Raw genomic sequence first — 19,120 nt, forward strand, 5'->3', positions numbered from 1 at the left:
TTTTCAATATGTTCATATCATCCTCCTGTTCTGCCTGTCTCACTGCTCACTTCATCCAGATCCTTAATATCCTGCCACGGCCCGTCACCAAACCAGACCTGTAAATGCCGAAATACCCTCTGAACCTGTGTGGCATCTTTGGGATCCAGAAATGTCAGACCGGTGATTAGCGTACCGTCTGTATCCGGGAACCAGCCATGACTATTAAGTTTTAATAATGTTTGGAGGTCCCAGAAGGAACCGGATTTGTGTCTCGCCCGGGTTGCCCTTCGGTCTAGGTATACCAGCCGGACCGGCTGGTCCTGCCTCTCCTGGCTCGCCTCTGTCACCTTTCGGCCCCCGCGACCCCACTGCGTTTTCAGCCTTCCTGCGGCCTCCTCCGCACTGCGAACAGCCTCTTCAGCAGCTTCTTCCAGCTTTTTCAGTGAGTCCGGATAATAAACCGCATCCGCTTCACGCATCAGAAAAGCATTCAGCGTTCCAGGCTTATCATCTTCCGACACCTCAATCTCACCCACAAAGGCGGGCTAACGACCTTCCTGTAATAGAGTCATACGATAACGCCCTGGATCTACCTGCATGGCATAAGCAAACAGGGTGGTCATCCCGGTCATTTTACCCGGTGATGTTGATGGCGTGTCAGGTAATGGTTTTTCTTCCGGCTGTGTCAAGGTCTGTCCGCCCATCAGTTCAGCCGTGCTTCCCGCATGGAGTAGAATAGCTAAGGCCAGAGGGTCAGAAATGATGCCACGGCGTGCCCATGAGCTGAAATGACTCTCACGCTGTGTGGAGACAAGGCACTCGTGTCAGTTTAAATAGCTTCACTCGTGATGAAATGATTAACGGGATCGTATTTGGCGTACTTCTTTATGCAATCCTGACATTTGAAACGTTTGGCGTTAAACACACCTCTGCTGCAAATGCAGATTTCTTGATTGCATTATCGGTAGTGTTAGTTCCCTTTTTTGAACGTTTTATCGGCAAGAGGAAAAAAAGCAAATTCATCTATTTCACCTGTTTTATATCTCTTGCTGGTGGCTGCATGTTGAGTTTTACAGCCCATGGTAATATAGAGTTCAATCAAGGCGATATTCTTATCTTATCGGCTGCATTGATTTGCGGTTTTCAGATAATTATGTTTGATCGGCAGATCGCTGGTAAGGATTACTCGCTAATCAATATCACATTGATTGAATTATTGGTTATCGTTGCCCTCGGCCTGGTTACTATTGTGCTGACCGAACCCACAGCGCTGCAATATATTCCTGAAATATCTTTTCGACATGGAACTTGATTCTCTTTCTGAGTCTGCTGGCGAAGGCATTTGCATTCCTGATGCAATTATATGCTGCTAAAATAACCAGTCCGACACGCGTCGGGTTACTCTTGTCTCTCGAACCGGCTTTTGCAGCTATATTTGCCGTTACCATCATGGGGGAAACCCTTGGTTTGCTGCAAGCAATAGGGAGCAGGATCATTATATGTACGGCCCTGTTGGGGCGTATTGCTGAAGGGAAGCGCCATGAATAAGCAGCCACATATCGCTATGTTTCATCATGCCGGAGGGAACGCTGCCGCTCTTAATTTACCATGGAGAAAGCTGAAGACAATGTAGCACCGATGACCTGCTGCGCCCACAGAGAGCCGATACTGACGATTGAGCCTTTAATTCCGGCAAGGATACCCACCACGCACCGCCTCCCCTCTTCTTTCATCAGAGCGGCTTAGCGGGAATTTTTAAGCCCCGGCTGCAGTAATGGTATCTCGTTCATCATGCAGCATTGATGTATCTGAAAAAATCCGGCGGGACCTGCCTGACACCTACAGCGTGAATCGGAAAAACTACTCGAGTAATCATTCAGGAGGTGATGTTGTTTTCACGTCACCTCTCTGTATTGAGCCTTCAGTCTGACTTAGGTGCTGCTTTGGAAAATCTAACCTGCTTCCAGGCATCTGCTACTTGTGCTTTATCAGTATATTTTGAAACGACAGGTGTTGCGCCTGGCAATGTACTTAAAACGCTATGAAAATAATCTGAATTCGTGCTTGAGAAGACCTCCCGTAAACTGACACTGGCCTCCATTATTGCAATTAAATCTATACCCGGATCTCGATGATCAGACTTTTGAGGTGAAAACTGGACACATATAGACATTAATCGTTCATAAGTCACACCGAGTTTGTATATTTGTACAACTTCTTCTGGCCTGGACTGTGGTTTAAATAAATCGTCAGGGCATGAGCTCAAATTAAATCCAATTTCTTCCTGAAACTCTCGTTTAATAGTGGCAACATCATTTCTTTTGTCCTTCGGATCCTGAGTGCCGCCAGGAAATGTACCAAATCCATGTACAGCATGTCTTCCAACAAGAATACAGAGTTTCTTATCCGCATCTAAGGCATATACGATAACATATACTTTCCTTTTCCGTGCCGGAGCTTTGGGCAATGTTTTCCCAGAATGACTACTGGATGTCCCCCGCATATCTTCATCTCCTGATGATTCTGTAAACGTGTAAAATACCATGTTATTGCAGAAAAAATAGCTTACTGGATAAAAAAACTGAGTGGGGAGTGCATATGGCGATCAAACTATAAACTGAGACAGGACAAGTACCTCAAATTACGATCAGTGGACTATAGTTTGAACATAAAAGCAGGAACCATACCAGTGACAAACCTTAAAAAAGTTTGTGAAAGGAGCACCATACCTGATGGTAAAATTGATAAGATGAATACTACTTAGCTAAGTATAGTTTTTATAATTTAATACCGCAGAAAGCTATTACTGCCATGACTGGAATTCGAAATAGCGTGGCTCATGGTAAAGTTGATGAGTTTACCAAAGAAGATATAATAAATATGATTAATATTGAGTCATTTCAAATAAAGCATTTTAAATAAAGTTAGTAATGAATCGTATGATGGCATTAAACTACCAGACTGCTTCGCGGGAGGCTTTCGCCGTAGCCTTTTCAACCATGGCCTTGCTAATGAATATATTTGGGTTGGTGGTGACATGCCGCAAAGCCAGGGTAAAACAGCTTTATTTCATTTATTGCTCCCTCACATAGCCTGACCTTCATCATGCTGCGCCAGATTTTCTGTCGGCCAGTCATACCTGCCCCCAAAAGCGCTGCGTCACGGATAGCCCCGTATAGTCAGAAAGATGCCATGGCTTGCCGGACACAGACACGGGTTCTTCTGCACCGGTCTGTCATAACCATTCCCTGGTTTTTTCCCTCGACCCGCTCAGAAACTGCTGATGTTTTTCCCGATCGGCAGGGGTGGCTGGCGTCCCCGGCGGTCCAGATAATCAGGTGAAGCACAAAGACGGGCGATAGCCTTGCCTGTGGAGGAGCGACATCACGTTGAGCCTCGTTAATATATCTTTTTCATCATCCACACCTCATAACGTTCGGATGATGCTAAATATCGTTGCAGGAAATCTGTTTCCCGAATTATTTTTTACCTATACCCGTATATCTGTAAAAAGATCAGATACGACTCAGGATCAATTTTCATGCTTTAAAAACCAAAAGGCTTTCTCTTATAAAATCACTTTCATTCAGGCTCCAAATATATGCCAAAGTGATATAAATCAATATCGCACAAAATACAAATAATGATATATAAAATTCAGTCGCAGAAGATAATATTTCCAGACGACTTTCTTTCACTTCTGGCGTAAAATATCATCTTCTGCCTCAGAGAATTTTCCCTGACAGGGCAGACAAAACCCTTATTCTTTATTGATTTGAGTCAACAACAAGGCACATACACAGAAAAGCACAGATCACTATAATGAGAATCATTCTCAGTGAATAAGATCGTATTTTGGCACTATTTCGATCTTTCAATTCATACATGTCACATTGGGCAGTTTATTACTCTTTACAATTACAGAAAAATAGATTACTGATTTATACTCTTATACATTATTAGTTCTTTTATTTGCTGCTATCATAAAAACAATATTCACCAACCAGAAGGCAACATGCTAATAATGTTTTGAACCATCGGCACTGAATGCCAGAGGGTTCATCATCTCTACAAATCAAAAAAAGCAAACGTGAATAAGACAACATTTTTCAATGTTAAATATTCTTCAACTTGATAATAATAAGTGTCTTACATGGAATGGATAATAGAAAAGAGCCTTGTGTGTCCTGTAACAGGAACGGGGTTTTCATTGGCTGTCGCAGCAAAAAACCTGAAATTAATCATATGGTATACGGGGGAGTACTTCCTCAGAACAGGTACGGTCATACATATCTCGAAGAAAGTGGTGACCGTCAACGGGAAACCCGTCTTTGTCAACATCCTGCATATTTTCCCGTATACAAAGGAGTTATGGCAAACTCTCGCGCAACGTATCCTCTGTCCGGGAAACACGAATCCTTTACTTCAGATATGCAATCAGATGAAAACATGTAAATTCACATTGTGTCCCTACGGGGCTATACAGCCCCGGGACCTTTGATCACTCAGCGCTGCGCTTTAAGCATTGCGCCCAGCGCTTCCCAGTCGAACGGCTCCAGCTGCTGCCAGGTGATGCCATGCGCCGCCATAGTCTGCGGCAGATGGCGCTGGGTCTTTGCCGTCGCCTGACTCATCAGGCTCTCGCTCCCCCCATCGCGCAGGGTTTTGACCACCTCTTCCATCTCCTCACTACGGCGAATACCGTGCTCCGCTACGCGACTAATTAAATAGCCGGGTAAGTCCCCATCCCAGCCCATCGACGGAAAGCTGGCGTGCAGCGATGCCAGCACAGCTTCTTCTACCCCGTACTGACGGGCAGCAAACATGCATTCCGTGGTGAGCGCCTCCAGCCCTTTGATCATCACGCTGCGGCACATTTTGATTGCCGATACGCTGCCCACATCGTTTCCGCCGTAGCGGGCATGACATCCCAGAGAAGTCAGCAACGAGGCGACCGCCTGCGCCTGAGCGCCCCCCGTCAGCAACGGCGTGCGGAGTGCGGAAGGTGGCACAGGGGCCATCACCGCCACATCCACATAAGCGCCTGGCGCAAAACACTCTGCAGCCTGACGTTTGGTCTGCGGCGCGACCGAGTTAAGATCGAGAAAATACTGCGATTCACTCATCAGCCGGGCTGCCCGGGTTGCCACGTCCAGCGCCGCTCCCGCAGTGACGGTGGAAAAGACCAGGTCGGCCTCCTTCAGCGCATCAGCCAGCGAAGAGGCCGCCCGTACGCCGCCGCGGCGCGCTTTTTGCAGCATCCCGTCACGCTCCGGGCCATTGAGCTTGCAGTCCCAGATAGTGACCGGGTTCGCCTTCGCCAGCGCATCGGCGAAAATGCCGCCCGCTTCGCCATAACCAATAAACGTTATCGTCGTCATCACTGCTCCTCATGCGGCCAGACGCTGGCCGGAATGCAGACGTCACCGGCGAAAAGCAGCCGCGCGGTGCGTATCAGGCCGCAGCCAGCCAACCGGCCGTCGTCATCAAGCCGCAGCGCCACGCTGAATTCACCGCTCGGGTGTTCAACACTCAGCTCCGGCGCCCCCTCAAGGCTGGCCAGCCCCTGCGCCACCGAACCCGGGATGAGACAGGCGCTGGCAACGCTCACCGCGCCAAAAACGCCAATCGAGGCATGGCAGCGGTGGGGAATAAAGGTTCGGCTGCTGATAGCGCCCCCGCTGCGCGGTCCGGCAATCAGCGTCATTTTGGGAACGGTACGCTGCGCCACGTCGCCCAGGTTCATTCGCGGCCCGGCCTGTAGCCGAATCGACTCCAGCCGCTGCTTCAGCTCCTCGTCGGCGTCGAGCTGCTCGCGGCTCTCATAACCGGTGCGCCCCAGATCGCTGGCGCGGATCAGGACGACGGGCATGCCGTTATCAATACAGGTCACGTCAACGTCGTCAAAGCGATCGCTTGCCTGCCCGGTAGGGAGCAGCGCGCCGCAGGCTGAACCCGCCACGTCGAGGAAATTGAGCACAATTTTGCTGGCCGTACCGGGTACGCCATCAATACGCGTATCGCCGGCATACTCCACGCTATCGGCGCTACAGGGCACCTCTGCAACCGCCATCTGTCCGGTGTTTTCCATAAAGATGCGCACCCGGGTCAGCGGCGCAGTACCTTTCACCAGCCCCTGTTCAATAGAAAACGGTCCGACGGCAGCCAGAATATTGCCGCAGTTTTGCCCGTAATCGACCACGGCGCGATCGACGTTAACCTGGGCAAAAAGATAATCGACATCGACATCCGGTCGTGCTGAGCGGCGAATAATCGCCACCTTGCTGGTCAGCGGATCGGCGCCGCCAATCCCGTCGATTTGCCGCGCATCCGGCGAGCCCATCGCAGCCAGCAGAACCGCGTCCCGCCGGGCGGGATCCGCAGGTAAATCGTCCGCCAGAAAGCAGGCCGCCTTCGAGGTGCCGCCGCGCATCAGCAGGCAGGGAATTCTGCGTTGCGCCATATTAACTCTCCACGTCGTCAGCGCTGTCGTAGTAGCGCAGCCCTTTCTCGGCCAGACGCGGGCGCATGGCGTAGATATCCAGCCCCAGCTCGCCATTGCGCATCCGCTCGCGTTTCGCCTCTTCGTTCGCCATCCGCGTTTCGGCTTTTGCCAGCACTGCGCGGGCCCGGGCGTGCGCAATCACCACCACCCCGTCGTCATCGGCCACAACCACATCGCCAGGCGTCACCAGTTGACCGGCGCAAATCACCGGAACGTTAACCGAGCCCAGCGTCTCTTTCACCGTTCCCTGGGCGTAAACCTGCCGGGACCAGACGGCGAATCCCATCTCGCGCAGGGTATGCGAATCACGAATGCCGATATCGCCCACCAGCCCCACGACGCCGCGCGACTGTAACGATGTAGCCAGCAGATCGCCAAAGAAACCATCTCCGCACGGCGACGTCGGGGCAACCACCAGCATATCCCCCGGCTGACATTGCTCGACGGCAACGTGGAACATCCAGTTATCGCCCGGTGTGACCAGTACCGTAACCGCATTTCCGGCCCGGCATACGCCCTGTTGCACCGGCCTGATATGCGGCGCCATAAGCCCCTGGCGATCGTATGCTTCGTGGAGCGTGGCGACCCCGGCGGCGGCAAACTGGCGCAGCGCGGCAGCGTCGTGACGGGGAAGCGAGCGGATCACAATCCCTTTTCGGTTCAGCAATTTCATGCGAGGTTCTCCGTTACGCGCGGGAAAATGCTCTGGAAACCTTCGGCGTGTACGATCTCGCGCGCGGCGGTGATACCGATGTTGCGTTTCGCCTGCACGCCCCGCTGGAGCGCCACGCGGCTGTAGTATTCCCACAGGTGCTCCTGGCCCTGCATACACTGGATCGCCTGATATTTTTTCTCCCAGACGCGGGTAATATCCAGCAGGACATCCGGCTTCCAGTTGCACTGTTCCGGCTGGTGCGGTTCAAAACAGTACACCGGCGGCGCCTGCACAACCGGTTCGCCAGGGCGATATCCCTCCGCCTGGGCGATGATGCGGGCTTCCTGCGCCAGATTCGACGTCAGCGGATGATCGTAGTTATAGGGGTCCTGCATCGAGTGGGTCAGGACAAAGTGCGGCTGTACGCGACGATAGACATCCGCCAGACGGAACAGCGTCTCTTTGTCGGCGCGCAGCGGATAGTCGCCAGTATCAAAAAATTCGACGCTGGCCCCCAGAATGTCGGCGGCGGCCTGCGCCTCTTCCCGGCGATAACGTTTTACCGTCTCTTCGGTCATATTCCCTTTACGCCATAGTTTTGCAGACTCCCCGCGCTCGCCGAATGACAGGCAGACGATATGCACCTGATAACCCTGCTCAACGTGCAGGGCTATCGCGCCCCCTGCGCGCCAGACGAAATCAGCGGAGTGGGCGCTGACAATAAGCGCGCTTTTTTCACGAATCGGTTGCGACATGATGGCTTCCTCTGTTGTTTTTATCAGCTTGTCATGCCCCGCCGACGGGAAGGTAATGCGTTAACTTGCGAATGCTATGATTTTTATTTATGTTGTCGATTCCTTCACCTGTTAAGGCCTGGCGCGACATGCAGAGAAAAAAACGCGATAATGCGATTAACATCATGCAGCTACGATTTTTCTGCCAGGTCGCCGTGCGGGGTAGCGTATCGCGTGCTGCCGATGATTTATTCCGCACTCAGTCAGCCATCACCCGGGCCATTCGCGATCTGGAAGCCACTCTTAACGTGCCTCTGTTTGAACGGCACTACAGCGGCATGGTGCCAACCGAATACGGCAAATGTATTTTGCCCCGCGCCAGACGGGCGATAGACGATCTACAGGCCGTACCGGCGCTCATGCAGAAGCTCAGGGCGCGCGCCAGCGCCACTGCCGCGCTGCCGGATGCGGGCTGGTTGTTTCATACCCGTCGGCTGGAGATTTTTATTCAGCTTTACCATGTGAACCATACGCAAACCGTCGCCACCCAGCTTGGCGTGACCCAGCCGGCGGTCAGCGCCGCGCTTAAAATCCTCGAAAAAGGGGCCGATACGGCGCTGTTTCGCCGTACGCCGGAAGGCGTTCGTCCGACGCCTGCGGCAGATGTGCTCTATCCCCACATCAGCCGGGCGCTGAACGAACTGGAAAACATCTGGAGCGATCTCGCCGCCCGTCGCGGCGTGCTGGAGGGGAGCGTACGCATCGGCGCGCTGCCGCTCAGCCGTACGCAACTGCTGCCCGGCGCGATCGCCGATTTTCTGGCGCGCCATCCGGGCATCACGATCATGACGAACGAAAGCCCGTATGAATCCCTGGTGTCGGACATGCGTGCGGGCAATATTGATTTTATTATTGGCGCATTGCGTCAGGATAAAGATCTGCCCGACCTGACAAGCGAAGCGCTGTTTGAAGAAGATATGTTAATTCTGGTGCGTAACGACCACCCGCTGCTGCGCGACCCGGATCCCAGAAGCAAACTGGCGCAGGCGCAGTGGGTGCTGCCCCGCTCCAATGCTCCGGCGCGCCGTCTGCTGAATAACGCCTTTGTCGCTTCAGGGCTGCCGTTACCACTGCCCTGTGTCGAAACCGGCGACGCGGCGATGGTGCGCGGTTTGCTGCACCATTCCGATATGCTGGCGGCGGTCTCCGCCAGCCAGATGCGCTTTGAAATAGACAATGGCCTGCTCACCGTTTTGCCGGTTCGCCTGCCCGATACCACCCGCACTATCGGGCTGACGTTCCGTGAGGGGAGCCTGCCGTCACCGGCCACCCAGGCGCTGCTGGGCTTTATCCATCAACAGGTTGCGAAAGGCTAACGCGTACCCGCCACAGAATAGGTGACCTGCTGGTTACGCGTTTGCTGAAACTCCTCCAGCGTCTGTCCGCGCATCGCGGCATAGATATGCAGGTTCGACACGCCGACCACCGCGCCCATTTTTTCGAGCAGGAAGAAGCTCGCACCGTAGTGGATCAGGCCACGCCAGTCGCGTTCGTTGAGTAACCGTTGCTCCTCTTCGCTCAGCCCGGCCTCGTCGTACAGCGCCTGCGGCGAGCTCAGGAAGCGTTCACGCCAGGAAGGCTGCGTCAGCTTATGCAGAAAACTGTTCAACCGCAGGCCGTTCAGGCTACGTTCATGGGTAAAGGGGTAGGTTCCCGGCAGCTTTTCGACCCCGTCCAGCTGTTGCGCCATATGCTGGCGATGGCGACTCAGGGTATCCACCGGCGGGATTCGGGCGTTATTCTCCAGAATCAGCGTGGCGATGCCGGTCATCGAAGGCAGGTAGTAATCGCGCCAGGTTTCGCTCACATTAGCCGAAAGCGCGCCGCGCATCACCAGCCACATGATAATTTCAGCTCCCTCCATGCCACCCAGCGTCGCATATTCGCTGATGGTCATTTCCGTGAGTTTTTGCGGATCGTTAACCAGCATGTCAATAAACTGCGCGTCCCAGTCGGTGTTGTTAAACCCGCACCGCTCCCCGTGAACCTGATGCGACAGGCCGCCTGTCGCCACAATCGCCACGCCAATATCTTCAGGATAACTTTCAATCGCACGGCGCAGCGCCTGACCAAGCTTGTAGCAACGCTTTGCGCTGGGGATCGGGAACTGAAGTACGCCAATCTGCAATGGGATCACCCGCGTCGGCCAGCCCGCCTCCTGCTGCCAGGGCAGAAGCGCCGACAGCGGGGAGAACAGGCCGTGGTCGAGTTTTTTATTCATAAAGAACGACATATCAAATTCGTCGGCCATCAGGCTGGCGCCGATATGGCGCGAGAGCGCTGCGTCGCCCTTTACCGGCGGCAGATCGCGCGGACCGCCGCCCTCGTCCGCCACGTCGTACTCATTGTCGATCCCGAGGGTAAACGCCGAATAGTGGTCAAAGAAGAAGGCGGTCACGTGATCGTTAAAGATATAGACCAGCGCATCCGGCTTTTTCTCATCCAGCCAGCGCCGGAGCGGCTCAAAGCTCTGAAAGATGGGCGACCACGCCGGATCCTGTTGTTTATGATGATCGACGGCGAAGCCAATGGTTGGCGTGTGTGAGACGGCGATGCCGCCAAGAATTCGGGCCATAGGTTAACTCCAGTTATCGGTTATGCAAGGTTTGCGACAGTGCGCTCAACTCTGCCTCTGTTGCACGAGGCTCTGTTCGGTTCATCCGGTGCAGCAGGATCGCGAAGCCCGCCAGACACGCCGGCAGCGCGAGCACCAGAAAAATGGACGAATGCCCAGGGACGGCCAGCATAATGACGCCGCCGAGCGTGGAGCTCAGAATCGCCCCCGTACGTCCGATGCCGTGCATCCAGCTTACGCCCGTGGCGCGGATTTCCGTCTGATAATAGGCGGGAGAATAGGCCTGCAGTCCGTTCTGCGCGCCGTTAATGCACATGCCGCTGATAAAGATCAGTACCGCCAGCGTCAGAGAGCCAAAATCCATCAGCCCCTGTGAAAGCAGGCACAGGCAGCCGAGAAAATAGGTGAAGGCAATCACTTTTTTCGCCGCGGTGCGATCCATCAGGTAGCCGACAATAATGCCGCCCAGCGGTCCGCCGAGCTGGAACAGGCCGGTAATAATTGCCGCCTGCTGCAAAGAGAGCCCCCCTGAACGCAGAATAGTCGGCAGCCAGCCGTTCAGCAGGTAAATGACAAACAGCCCCATAAAGTAGGTCAACCACAGCGCTAACGTCCCCCGGGCGTAACCGTGACGGAACAGCTGTATGACCCGGTTGCGACGGGAAATCTGCGGAGAGTTGAGCCTGAAGAGGGTATTTTCACCGAAGCTACCGCCCAGGCGGTTCAGCACGCGAGCAATCTTCGCCGCAGGCACCCGGCGGGCCACCATGCTCATCGCTGACTCCGGCAATAGCGCGATCATCACCGGCAGAAGCACCAACGGCAGTACCCCTCCGAAGATCAGCGCCGAATGCCAGCTGTAATGTGACAGCAGACCGGCGGCGATAAAGCCGCCCAGACCTGAGCCGACATTAAATCCGCTATACATCAGGGTGATCATTAATCCTTTGCGACGTTCTGGCATGTATTCCGCGACCAGCGTCACGCAGTTTGGCATGACCGCCCCCAGCCCAAGCCCGGTTAAAAAACGCATCAGCGCCATCTGTAACGGGCTTTGCGCCACCGCTGCCGCCAGGCTGAACAGGGCGAAAAAGGCCACCGACCAGAGCAGGATCCGCTTGCGCCCATAGCGATCGGACAGCGGCCCCGCCACCAGCGCCCCGACGGCAACGCCAAACATCGCAGCGCCAAGGATCGGCCCCAGTTCGGCGCGGCTAATGCCCCAGTCCTCAATCAGCGCGGGGGCGATAAAGCCCATCACCGCTGCGTCATAACCATCAAGCATGATGATAAGAAAGCAGAGCAGCAGAACATGCCACTGAAAACGTGATATCGGTCGGGCATCGATCCACGCCTTTACATCAACGACGTTTGTTTGATTCATAGGGTCACTTCCTTAAGCAGGCGGTACGAATGTTCTGGTTAGTGTTATGTCATGAACGTTCGCCACCAACTTAAGGCAGACCGAAGGCCGAGTCTGGTTCGAAAAACCCGCGTTAGATATGAGTTCTGTTTATAATGTGATGAACGTTACGAAAAGACGGGGGGCTCTATTGATGGGGTATGGCGACATTGCAGGCTGGTTTTATCCGGCGTGGCCCCTGAAAATATTCAGATTCTCTGAAAGAGAGAGCATGGCGACATGGCCCCTGCCTCCTTTTAAACAAGCGATGCAGAGCCCCGCATCGCTTATTGAAGACAGGATTCCCCTAAACGGACTCACCGAAACCATCAGCAAAAGCGGTTTTTAATTCATTCATAAAGGCCAGTTCGTCCTGACCATCACAAATTAAATCGATCATCGTATTTCCTTTTACCCCGGCCCCCAGAATACTCATCATGCCCTTGATGGGAATTTCTATATCATTATTAACCAGCGTTAAGGATGACTCATATTTTTTGATAATCTTCGCCAGCACCGCGGCAGGTCGCGCATGTAGCCCGGTGCGATTCACCACGCGTACTTTTTGTCTGATCATATCTCCTCCTCAGGATGCTTTACGCAATGCCGGGTGTGATTTATTCATCATCGCTATTTTAGAATACACATCCTCTTCAACGGCTCGTTTGGCATTCGCCATTACGTGTGCCAGATTCGCCTCGTTATTATTATTTACCCAGGCTTTACCAACGGTAGTGATAAAGGCCTTGCGCAGGTCGCTGGCGATATTCACTTTGATCACCTTATAATGAACAAAGCTGCGCAGCGTATCCGCATCAATTCCTGAGCCGCCGTGAATAACCAGAGGGACAGGAGTGACAGCAGCGATACGCTGGAGTAACGGGATATCAATCCGTGGAATATCCTCCAGCCCGTGCACGTTGCCAATGGAGACGGCCAGCATGTCGCAGCCTGTTTCCTCGACAAAGCGGCGGACTTTTTCCGGTTCAGTTTTACAGTCTGCTTCACTGACGTGATCATCTTCTTTACCCAGAATAGCCCCCAGCTCTGCTTCAACAGGCACACCGAATGATTTGCAGAAATCCACCGCCTCCCGGGTAAAGGCAATATTGTCTTCGAACGATAAAGCTGCGCCATCAATCATTACCGAAGTAAAACCCGCCCTGACCGCCTGCTTCACATCTTCCAGCGTTTTTCCGTGATCCAGATGCAGACTGACCGGAACATCCATTTTATCGGTATGGCGCTTAACAATTTCATAAATATAATCGTAACCAGAAAGCCGGGCGTTGGTTGGCGCTATCTGAATAAAATTAGGCAATCCCGAACGCTCTATGGCGTTCAGAATGGAGATAGTTGTCTCGAGATTTGTCGTGTTGAATGCGCCAGCAAGGACTCGTTTTTCCTGAATACAATCGAGCAGGATCCTACCATTGACTAAAGGCATATTAACTCCAGATATTTTTACGGATAAGGATAAATAAATTTATTTAACGCTCTGGTTGTCGCAATTATTCGTCAGTAATGACGCCCTCCTGAAACAATTTAAAGCGATAAAATGCCAGCCATTGCTGCTGATACGCTTTTAATTTTGCTGAACGCAGCGCGTCAGGGGTATACCGTTCAGCGACCGGAACCGCTGGCGGAATCACCTCCGGACAGGCAATTAACAGTGCGCCAACGGAGACGGTTTCCTCAAACGCCACGGCTTCGACCGGACATTGAAGAATGTCAGCCTTTAATTGCATCCAGTAGGGATTTTTCACCGCAGGACCAATGACTTTTATTGTCCTGCCAGCCGGTATATTAAAACTTTCGTAGCAGTGGGCGAATTCCATGACCAGGCCAATGAATACGCTCTCAACAAGTGCCTCAGCAGAGAGCGAATCTGTCAGACCAAACATCAGGCCGCGAGTAAGCCGGTTTTTATTTGGCGAACCGGAGCCACGTAGATGAGGGATAAACACCGGCACATGATCGGCGGACCAGCAGGGCCGGAGATACCGTTCCCTTGCCCTTTCCAGCGCGGTACTGATTTCCTCAACGGTTAAACGAAACGTTTTCTGTAACCATTCAAGCGCATAGCCCCCGACAGGCAATGAGGCGAAAAGGGTGTAAAATTCGCCATCGGAATAACACCCGTTCGCCAGCTTATCCCGCCGGGCCTGCGCGCTGAGGGTTGGCTGTGTATTCAGCAGCAGAATACCTTCGGTCGTCCCGGTAGAGTTCAGCACTTCGCCCGGCTGCATCTGCAGTGCGCGGGCCCCCACCATATGATCGTGACCTGCCAGAGTGATTTTTACCTCATTAGAGAGCCCCAGCTCATTTCTGAGGGCTGGCGTCATCCAACCGGCTACCTCTCCCGGCGTTATCAACGGCGCCAGAACATGGAACGGCACGCCGAGGATCTCCGCCGCTTTACGTGACCAGCTCCGACGAGTCACATCCAGGCACAATGTTCTGCTGGCAAGGGACAGCTCCGTCTTTTTCTCGCCCGTCATCCGCCACAACAGAACTTCCGGCGCATGCAGCCAGCAGATGTCTTTCCGCTCATGCAGTGAATAATTATCGAGCAGCCAGCGCATTTTAAACGCCGAGTAATTACTGTGCGGAGGCAGCCCGGTGATAGCGTAAAGTTCTTCAACGTCTGACTCGCTTAACGACGCAAGCCAGGATTCACCGCGCCTGTCATACCAGGCCAGCATGGGGGTGAGGATGGTTCCTTTTTCATCCACGAAGACACCGGATTCACCAAAACTCGCCATACTGATATCCGTCACCGGGAACGGTGAACTGGAAACCAGCTCAGCCATTACCCGTCGCAATGCCTGCCACAGCGCTTCGATATCGAAATCGACCTCTCCGTTGCCTGATTCCCTTTTAGGCGTCGGAAACTTACGGGCTTCCAGAACTGACGCGTCATGACATGAACAGCAGCTGACTTTGCAGTTGGTGGTGCCAATATCAATGACAAGCGCTGCGCGGTAGTCAGGCATAAACCGCTCCTTTTGTCAGACGGAAGACGCCGTATAAGGCCAGAGCAACCACCGGAATAAGGCCAAGCGCAATCACATTGCCGTTGAAAATCTCAAGCAGCCAGTAACGGAAAGGATTCCCGCCATCAAGAAAGCTTGACACTTGTCCGCTGGAACCTTCTGCCATTTTGAAATTAACGTCTTTCGCCATCCCGGTAATAAATGGCGCAATTTTTGTCGCAATCCACAGATCGGCGATGATGACCGGAATTGCCGTAATCACTGCCCGGAAAATATTGCCGCGACAGGCCAGAACAATCATCGACGCCATAACCGCCAGATTCGCAAGGTCCCCCAGCGGAAGGACTTTATTGCCCGGCAGTAAAAACGCAATAAAGACAGAGATGGGCGTCAGGATCAGCGCGGTGGAAATAATTGCCGGGTTACCGACCGCCACTGCGATATCCAGCCCGATATAAAGGTCGTCGCGCCCCGGATATTTGGCATTCAGGTATTTCTTGATAGCCTCAGAGAGTGGCAGCAAGCCTTCCATCAGAATGCGCACCATGCGGGGAAGAATGAACATAACGCCACCGATGCTGATCCCGAGAAGCAGAATATGCTTAACGTCATAACCGGCAATGATCCCCAGCAGAACGCCGAGAATAGTCCCGACCATCATCGGCTCTCCAAAGATCCCCAGCTTTTTCTGCACGCTTTCAGGATCAATATGAATGCGATTGAGTCCGGGGAGCTTGTCGATGATTTTGTCGAACAGCAGTCCTATCGGAAAGAAGACGACGGCTGACAGAGTCGGAAGTGAAATCCCTTCCAGTCCAAAGTGCTTAGCCACTAATGGCGCGGACCAGTCCGCCAGCTTGAGAACCACGATCGCGGCAAGAGCGGCGGCGGAAAGTCCCAGAACAAAACTGCCGGTGCTGTAGTACACCAGCGTCCCCGCCAGCGCAAAGTGCCAGTAGTTCCACATGTCCACATCCACGGTTCGGGTTCTGTTCAGTGCCAGCATGGCGATATTAATCAGCATCGTCAGCGGGATGACAAAAGGAGCGACCGGTGATCCCCAGGTAATCGCAGCCAGCGGCGGCCAGCCCAAATCGACAACGGGCAGGCTGATGCCGGTACGCTCAACCATTGCCTGCGCAGCCGGGCCTACGTTGCTGGTAAGAATATCAAAAATGGCATAGATCCCAACGAAGCCAATACCGACGATTAACGACGAACGAAGGGCTTTCGCCGGTTTGACTTTAAAGAATAATGCCAGGAAAAACAGCACCAGCGGTAATAAAACCGTGGGGCCAAATCCCAGTATATATTGCACAACGGTATACAGGGTATGTGCTATTTCATTCATCTCAGACCTCTTATTTCAGATGCAACCAGACCTCGCGTTAGCGCCTGGATAATTTATCTGCGTTTTTATTTATAGAATCAGGCTTGACTTTTGAGAATAGAAACTATTTTTTCCAGCACCTTATCTTCGCCTACGCCCGTAATTATCGGCAGACCATTAATCACCGGAATATCCAGTTGATAAGGCACTTTAGTGGTCGAAACAATCAGGCTTGCACCATCGGTATTATTCGGCAACGAAGCCACATTGGTCTGAGCATAATTAACGTTCAGGCCATTCTCCTTGCAATATTCCATCACTTTTTCTGTCACTGCTGTGGAGGTTGCAATGCCCGTAGCACAGACAAACAGTATCATTTGACTCATAACTCACCTCTTTCAGATATACGTGTGAAAATCGACTGATAAATTTCATCATCATTCATAACCAGCAGTTGCTGCATAAAGTCCTGGTCCTGGATAACATCCATAATCCAGCCCAGAACGTTGAGCTGCTTGTTGCTTTCTCCTAAAGCAAGCATGAACACCACCCTGACAGGAACGGGGTCGGGTTCCCCGCCCATCTCCTCAAAGTTAACGGGCTCAGCCAGTATTCCAACGCTAATGGCATTCTGCCGGACATGCTTATGATCGGTATGTGGAATCGCAACGCCAACGGGTTCCACCGGCAGGCCTGTCGGGAAATTCTGTTCCCGCGCAATCACATGATCGGCAAAATCAGATACCACCATCCCATCGTTAATTAGCGGACTGGCAAGCGCCCTGATAATGTCATTCTGGCTGACCTCTTCAGGAAGGTGTCGGACATAATGACGACGAAAATGAATATCCTGCACAATAACCTCCTTACGGGTTGCTATCCCGGCGCTGCAAAATGGTGCCAAGATAATATTTATTCCCTTTTAACCAGACGTTACCAAACTCAACGGGCAATCCTCTGGAGAAAAAGACGAGCTGTTCAAGATGCAACACCGGGGCATCGTCAGCGATACCCAGATAATGGCCCCGTTCTTTCCCGATTAATCTGGCTGCGTAGCGGCTTTCAGAAAAACTTATTTTCCTGGCAGACAGTTTTTCTATTGTGGGAAATAAGTTTTCGCGGGTGAAATCCACATCAACAATACCGGGACAAAGATCAATATTGATACGGTTTTCAATCAACATGACTTTTTCATCGCCGATAGCGCGAAGGCGTTCAAGAAATAAAACTTCCTGCCCCTGTTTAATATTCAACTTCTCTGCCACAAAACGATTAGCCGGCTCCAGTCGGGAGGTGATCACGCTGGTGGTAAAGTTAATCTTCTGGCTGGCCAGCGCTTCGGCGAAAGAGAGCAGCCCCTCGCCCAGCGGATAGGCAACATTTTCTTTCTTCACAAACGTGCCTTTGCCCTGAACCTGAACTAACACACCTTCTCTTACCAGCTGGTTAACCGCCTTCTTAACCGTACCGCGACTGACCTCCAGCATATCCATGATCTGATACTCGGAAGGTATGCGGTCGTCTTCAACCAGCTCACCGCTATAAATACTTTCCCTTATCCACTCCACTACCTGTTGGTACAGCGGAGTCTGCGAACTTTTACTCAATGCTTTCATGGCGCGCACCTGAACATTTAGAGTTGTCTATGGACAACCATGTACAACATGAAACGTATCATAGGGAAATTTATGAAAAGAGGGACGGGAAGGAGTCACAGTTTTGGTGTTCAATTCAGGATCACCATACTGTGATTCATATCACAGTAAGGTGCCTGCCAGGGCAGCATACGCTGAGTTAAAAATCATCGGGCCTTCGTCACCACACGCCAGATGAAGATCATCTTTCCCCAGTCCCAGGGACTAACGCGCCAGTATTAAGCCATGCCAAAATTTATTCTGATACGCAACCGTTCCCTTTTCGCTTTGTGCTATTGCGCAGATATAAAAACAGCGGCGACGGATGAATTGTTACAGGACACCGCTAAGCTGGTCGCTTATTAAATAAGTTCTCCCAGACTTTTTTACTATACATTTACTGGCAGTATTATTTTTCCACCCTGAAACCGTTTTGTCGAAACCCCTATTTTGCTGCTGACAGCGGCTAAAGGAGCCGGAGGGAAATATACCTTCAGTAACGCCAGCAGCGCGTAGCTCACCTTACCCGGCGCGGCATACTGCCCTCCCGACAATAAGACACTGCCAGCAGGATTAACGTGAGAGCCTGAACAATGGCGGTATTCGACCTGTCATCAATGTTCAAACCGGGAAATTGATTCAGATTCCATCGTATAAACAGGCAAAATGGGGATGAGCAACGGAAAGACGAGACTGAATAATAGCCGCTACCTCAGGGATTCCAGCAGAGAAACACGCTTCCCATCATGTCAGTATTACCGAATAATTTTTTACCCCCCATAAACAAACCTCTCTCAGAGGCATCGCTTCCCCTTTTAATGTTATTTTACTGCCTGAAATTCTTCCTGAATAACAGGGCATCATTAATTCAACGCCAAAGAAAACTCATTAAAAGTGTTAAACAATTAAGCCTTCAAATAAACCCGGCAGCGTTTCACATAAGTTTAATTCTTGCCTATATAGATGAAAGCAAGAGGAAAATCCTTTGACGCAAACCTGTCCGGAGGCAGGAAAATTCCTATAAGCTAAAACGATGCTAATTAAAACACACCTTGTAACATTTAGGTTTATTAAGAAACACTCTGCCTTGTTTAATTTCCGCTTCTCCCCTGGTCACGGGATTATAAGGAGCCTAATAGTATTGAACTATACTACGCCAATGAGATAGTTCTGCCTTCTGGCATAATCCGGTTGGACAAAGTGATATTTTTAGTCTACTACCGGAGGAGTATGACCTTTCACTACAG

The 19,120-nt window shown here is 52.0% G+C and carries 18 protein-coding genes and 3 pseudogenes; 4 read left to right on the forward strand and 17 right to left on the reverse strand.

The genetic code is table 11. The annotated features are described in order from the left end of the window. Positions 1-17: 17 nt before the first annotated feature. Together K7R23_RS10665 and K7R23_RS25955 are read right to left on the reverse strand one after the other, a co-directional pair. Positions 18-348: pseudogene (locus K7R23_RS10665) on the reverse strand (phage tail fiber C-terminal domain-containing protein); the annotation flags it as partial. Positions 349-584: 236 nt separating this feature from the next. Further along, positions 585-791 (reverse strand): annotated as a pseudogene (locus tag K7R23_RS25955) (hypothetical protein); the annotation flags it as partial. Between K7R23_RS25955 and K7R23_RS10675 the strand changes: the two are divergent. Together K7R23_RS10675 and K7R23_RS10680 are read left to right on the forward strand one after the other, a co-directional pair. Continuing rightward, positions 785-1,294: a hypothetical protein gene (locus tag K7R23_RS10675; RefSeq protein WP_231851569.1), complete on the forward strand. Its 510-nt coding sequence runs from the start codon at positions 785-787 to the stop codon at positions 1,292-1,294. The pseudogene K7R23_RS25955 and the gene K7R23_RS10675 sit on opposite strands and share 7 nt — an antisense overlap. After that, positions 1,291-1,530 carry an EamA family transporter gene (locus K7R23_RS10680; protein WP_232796118.1) on the forward strand — a complete coding sequence of 80 codons (240 nt, stop codon included), beginning with the start codon at positions 1,291-1,293 and terminating at the stop codon, positions 1,528-1,530. The genes K7R23_RS10675 and K7R23_RS10680 overlap by 4 nt, the downstream gene beginning before the upstream one ends. Before the next feature lie 59 nt (positions 1,531-1,589). Here K7R23_RS10680 and K7R23_RS10685 read toward each other — a convergent pair. Continuing rightward, a pseudogene (locus tag K7R23_RS10685) lies at positions 1,590-1,676 on the reverse strand (sugar dehydrogenase); the annotation flags it as partial. A 227-nt stretch (positions 1,677-1,903) separates the two neighbouring features. Continuing rightward, the gene (locus tag K7R23_RS10690) at positions 1,904-2,527 is read right to left on the reverse strand and encodes an NUDIX hydrolase (protein ID WP_012907281.1); all 624 of its coding nucleotides are present in this window, start codon (positions 2,525-2,527) and stop codon (positions 1,904-1,906) included. A gap of 1,608 nt (positions 2,528-4,135) precedes the next feature. On the opposite strand from K7R23_RS10690, the gene K7R23_RS10695 reads away from it, so the two are divergent. Beyond that, positions 4,136-4,483, forward strand: coding sequence for an anti-adapter protein IraM (locus K7R23_RS10695; RefSeq protein WP_012907280.1), 348 nt, complete (start codon positions 4,136-4,138; stop codon positions 4,481-4,483). A gap of 4 nt (positions 4,484-4,487) precedes the next feature. On the opposite strand, the gene K7R23_RS10700 is transcribed toward K7R23_RS10695, so the two are convergent. The 4 genes from K7R23_RS10700 to galB are packed head-to-tail and all read right to left on the reverse strand — an operon-like array spanning position 4,488 to position 7,897. After that, the gene (locus tag K7R23_RS10700; protein WP_012907279.1) at positions 4,488-5,363 is read right to left on the reverse strand and encodes an NAD(P)-dependent oxidoreductase; all 876 of its coding nucleotides are present in this window, start codon (positions 5,361-5,363) and stop codon (positions 4,488-4,490) included. Further along, entirely contained in the window at positions 5,363-6,445 is a 1,083-nt protein-coding gene (locus tag K7R23_RS10705; RefSeq protein WP_012907278.1) for a 4-oxalomesaconate tautomerase, read from the reverse strand. The genes K7R23_RS10700 and K7R23_RS10705 overlap by 1 nt, the downstream gene beginning before the upstream one ends. 1 nt (position 6,446) lies before the next feature. Next, the gene (locus K7R23_RS10710; protein WP_012907277.1) at positions 6,447-7,160 is read right to left on the reverse strand and encodes a 4-carboxy-4-hydroxy-2-oxoadipate aldolase/oxaloacetate decarboxylase; all 714 of its coding nucleotides are present in this window, start codon (positions 7,158-7,160) and stop codon (positions 6,447-6,449) included. Beyond that, the gene (gene galB / locus K7R23_RS10715; RefSeq protein WP_012907276.1) at positions 7,157-7,897 is read right to left on the reverse strand and encodes a 4-oxalmesaconate hydratase; all 741 of its coding nucleotides are present in this window, start codon (positions 7,895-7,897) and stop codon (positions 7,157-7,159) included. The genes K7R23_RS10710 and galB overlap by 4 nt, the downstream gene beginning before the upstream one ends. Before the next feature lie 128 nt (positions 7,898-8,025). Between galB and K7R23_RS10720 the strand changes: the two genes are divergently transcribed. Then, on the forward strand, positions 8,026-9,252 hold the full coding sequence (locus K7R23_RS10720) for a LysR substrate-binding domain-containing protein (RefSeq protein ID WP_012907275.1): 1,227 nt from the start codon (positions 8,026-8,028) through the stop codon (positions 9,250-9,252). Here the strand turns inward: K7R23_RS10720 and K7R23_RS10725 are convergent. The 9 genes from K7R23_RS10725 to K7R23_RS10765 form a co-directional block, all read right to left on the reverse strand. Next, the gene (locus K7R23_RS10725) at positions 9,249-10,511 is read right to left on the reverse strand and encodes a gallate dioxygenase (protein ID WP_012907274.1); all 1,263 of its coding nucleotides are present in this window, start codon (positions 10,509-10,511) and stop codon (positions 9,249-9,251) included. The genes K7R23_RS10720 and K7R23_RS10725 overlap by 4 nt on opposite strands. A 13-nt stretch (positions 10,512-10,524) precedes the next feature. After that, positions 10,525-11,895, reverse strand: coding sequence for an MFS transporter (locus K7R23_RS10730; protein ID WP_012907273.1), 1,371 nt, complete (start codon positions 11,893-11,895; stop codon positions 10,525-10,527). 325 nt (positions 11,896-12,220) lie between these two features. After that, complete coding sequence (locus K7R23_RS10735; protein ID WP_012907272.1) at positions 12,221-12,490, reverse strand: HPr family phosphocarrier protein; 270 nt, start codon at positions 12,488-12,490, stop codon at positions 12,221-12,223. Positions 12,491-12,499: 9 nt separating this feature from the next. Continuing rightward, positions 12,500-13,360: a class II aldolase gene (locus K7R23_RS10740; protein WP_012907271.1), complete on the reverse strand. Its 861-nt coding sequence runs from the start codon at positions 13,358-13,360 to the stop codon at positions 12,500-12,502. 64 nt (positions 13,361-13,424) lie between these two features. Next, on the reverse strand, positions 13,425-14,909 hold the full coding sequence (locus K7R23_RS10745) for an FGGY-family carbohydrate kinase (protein WP_012907270.1): 1,485 nt from the start codon (positions 14,907-14,909) through the stop codon (positions 13,425-13,427). Then, positions 14,902-16,260 (reverse strand): PTS galactitol transporter subunit IIC, encoded by a 1,359-nt coding sequence (locus K7R23_RS10750; RefSeq protein WP_012907269.1) that lies wholly within the window; start codon positions 16,258-16,260, stop codon positions 14,902-14,904. The genes K7R23_RS10745 and K7R23_RS10750 overlap by 8 nt, the downstream gene beginning before the upstream one ends. Before the next feature lie 77 nt (positions 16,261-16,337). Further along, positions 16,338-16,625, reverse strand: a complete 288-nt coding sequence (locus K7R23_RS10755) for a PTS sugar transporter subunit IIB (RefSeq protein ID WP_012907268.1) — start codon at positions 16,623-16,625, stop codon at positions 16,338-16,340. Continuing rightward, the gene (locus K7R23_RS10760) at positions 16,622-17,095 is read right to left on the reverse strand and encodes a PTS sugar transporter subunit IIA (RefSeq protein WP_012907267.1); all 474 of its coding nucleotides are present in this window, start codon (positions 17,093-17,095) and stop codon (positions 16,622-16,624) included. Before K7R23_RS10760 ends, K7R23_RS10755 begins: the two co-directional genes overlap by 4 nt. Positions 17,096-17,105: 10 nt before the next feature. Further along, the gene (locus tag K7R23_RS10765) at positions 17,106-17,855 is read right to left on the reverse strand and encodes a GntR family transcriptional regulator (protein WP_024132871.1); all 750 of its coding nucleotides are present in this window, start codon (positions 17,853-17,855) and stop codon (positions 17,106-17,108) included. Positions 17,856-19,120 lie beyond the last annotated feature (1,265 nt).

Origin of the sequence: Citrobacter rodentium NBRC 105723 = DSM 16636, from assembly GCF_021278985.1 — a bacterium.
In the GTDB taxonomy this organism is placed as follows: Bacteria; Pseudomonadota; Gammaproteobacteria; order Enterobacterales; family Enterobacteriaceae; genus Citrobacter_A; species Citrobacter_A rodentium.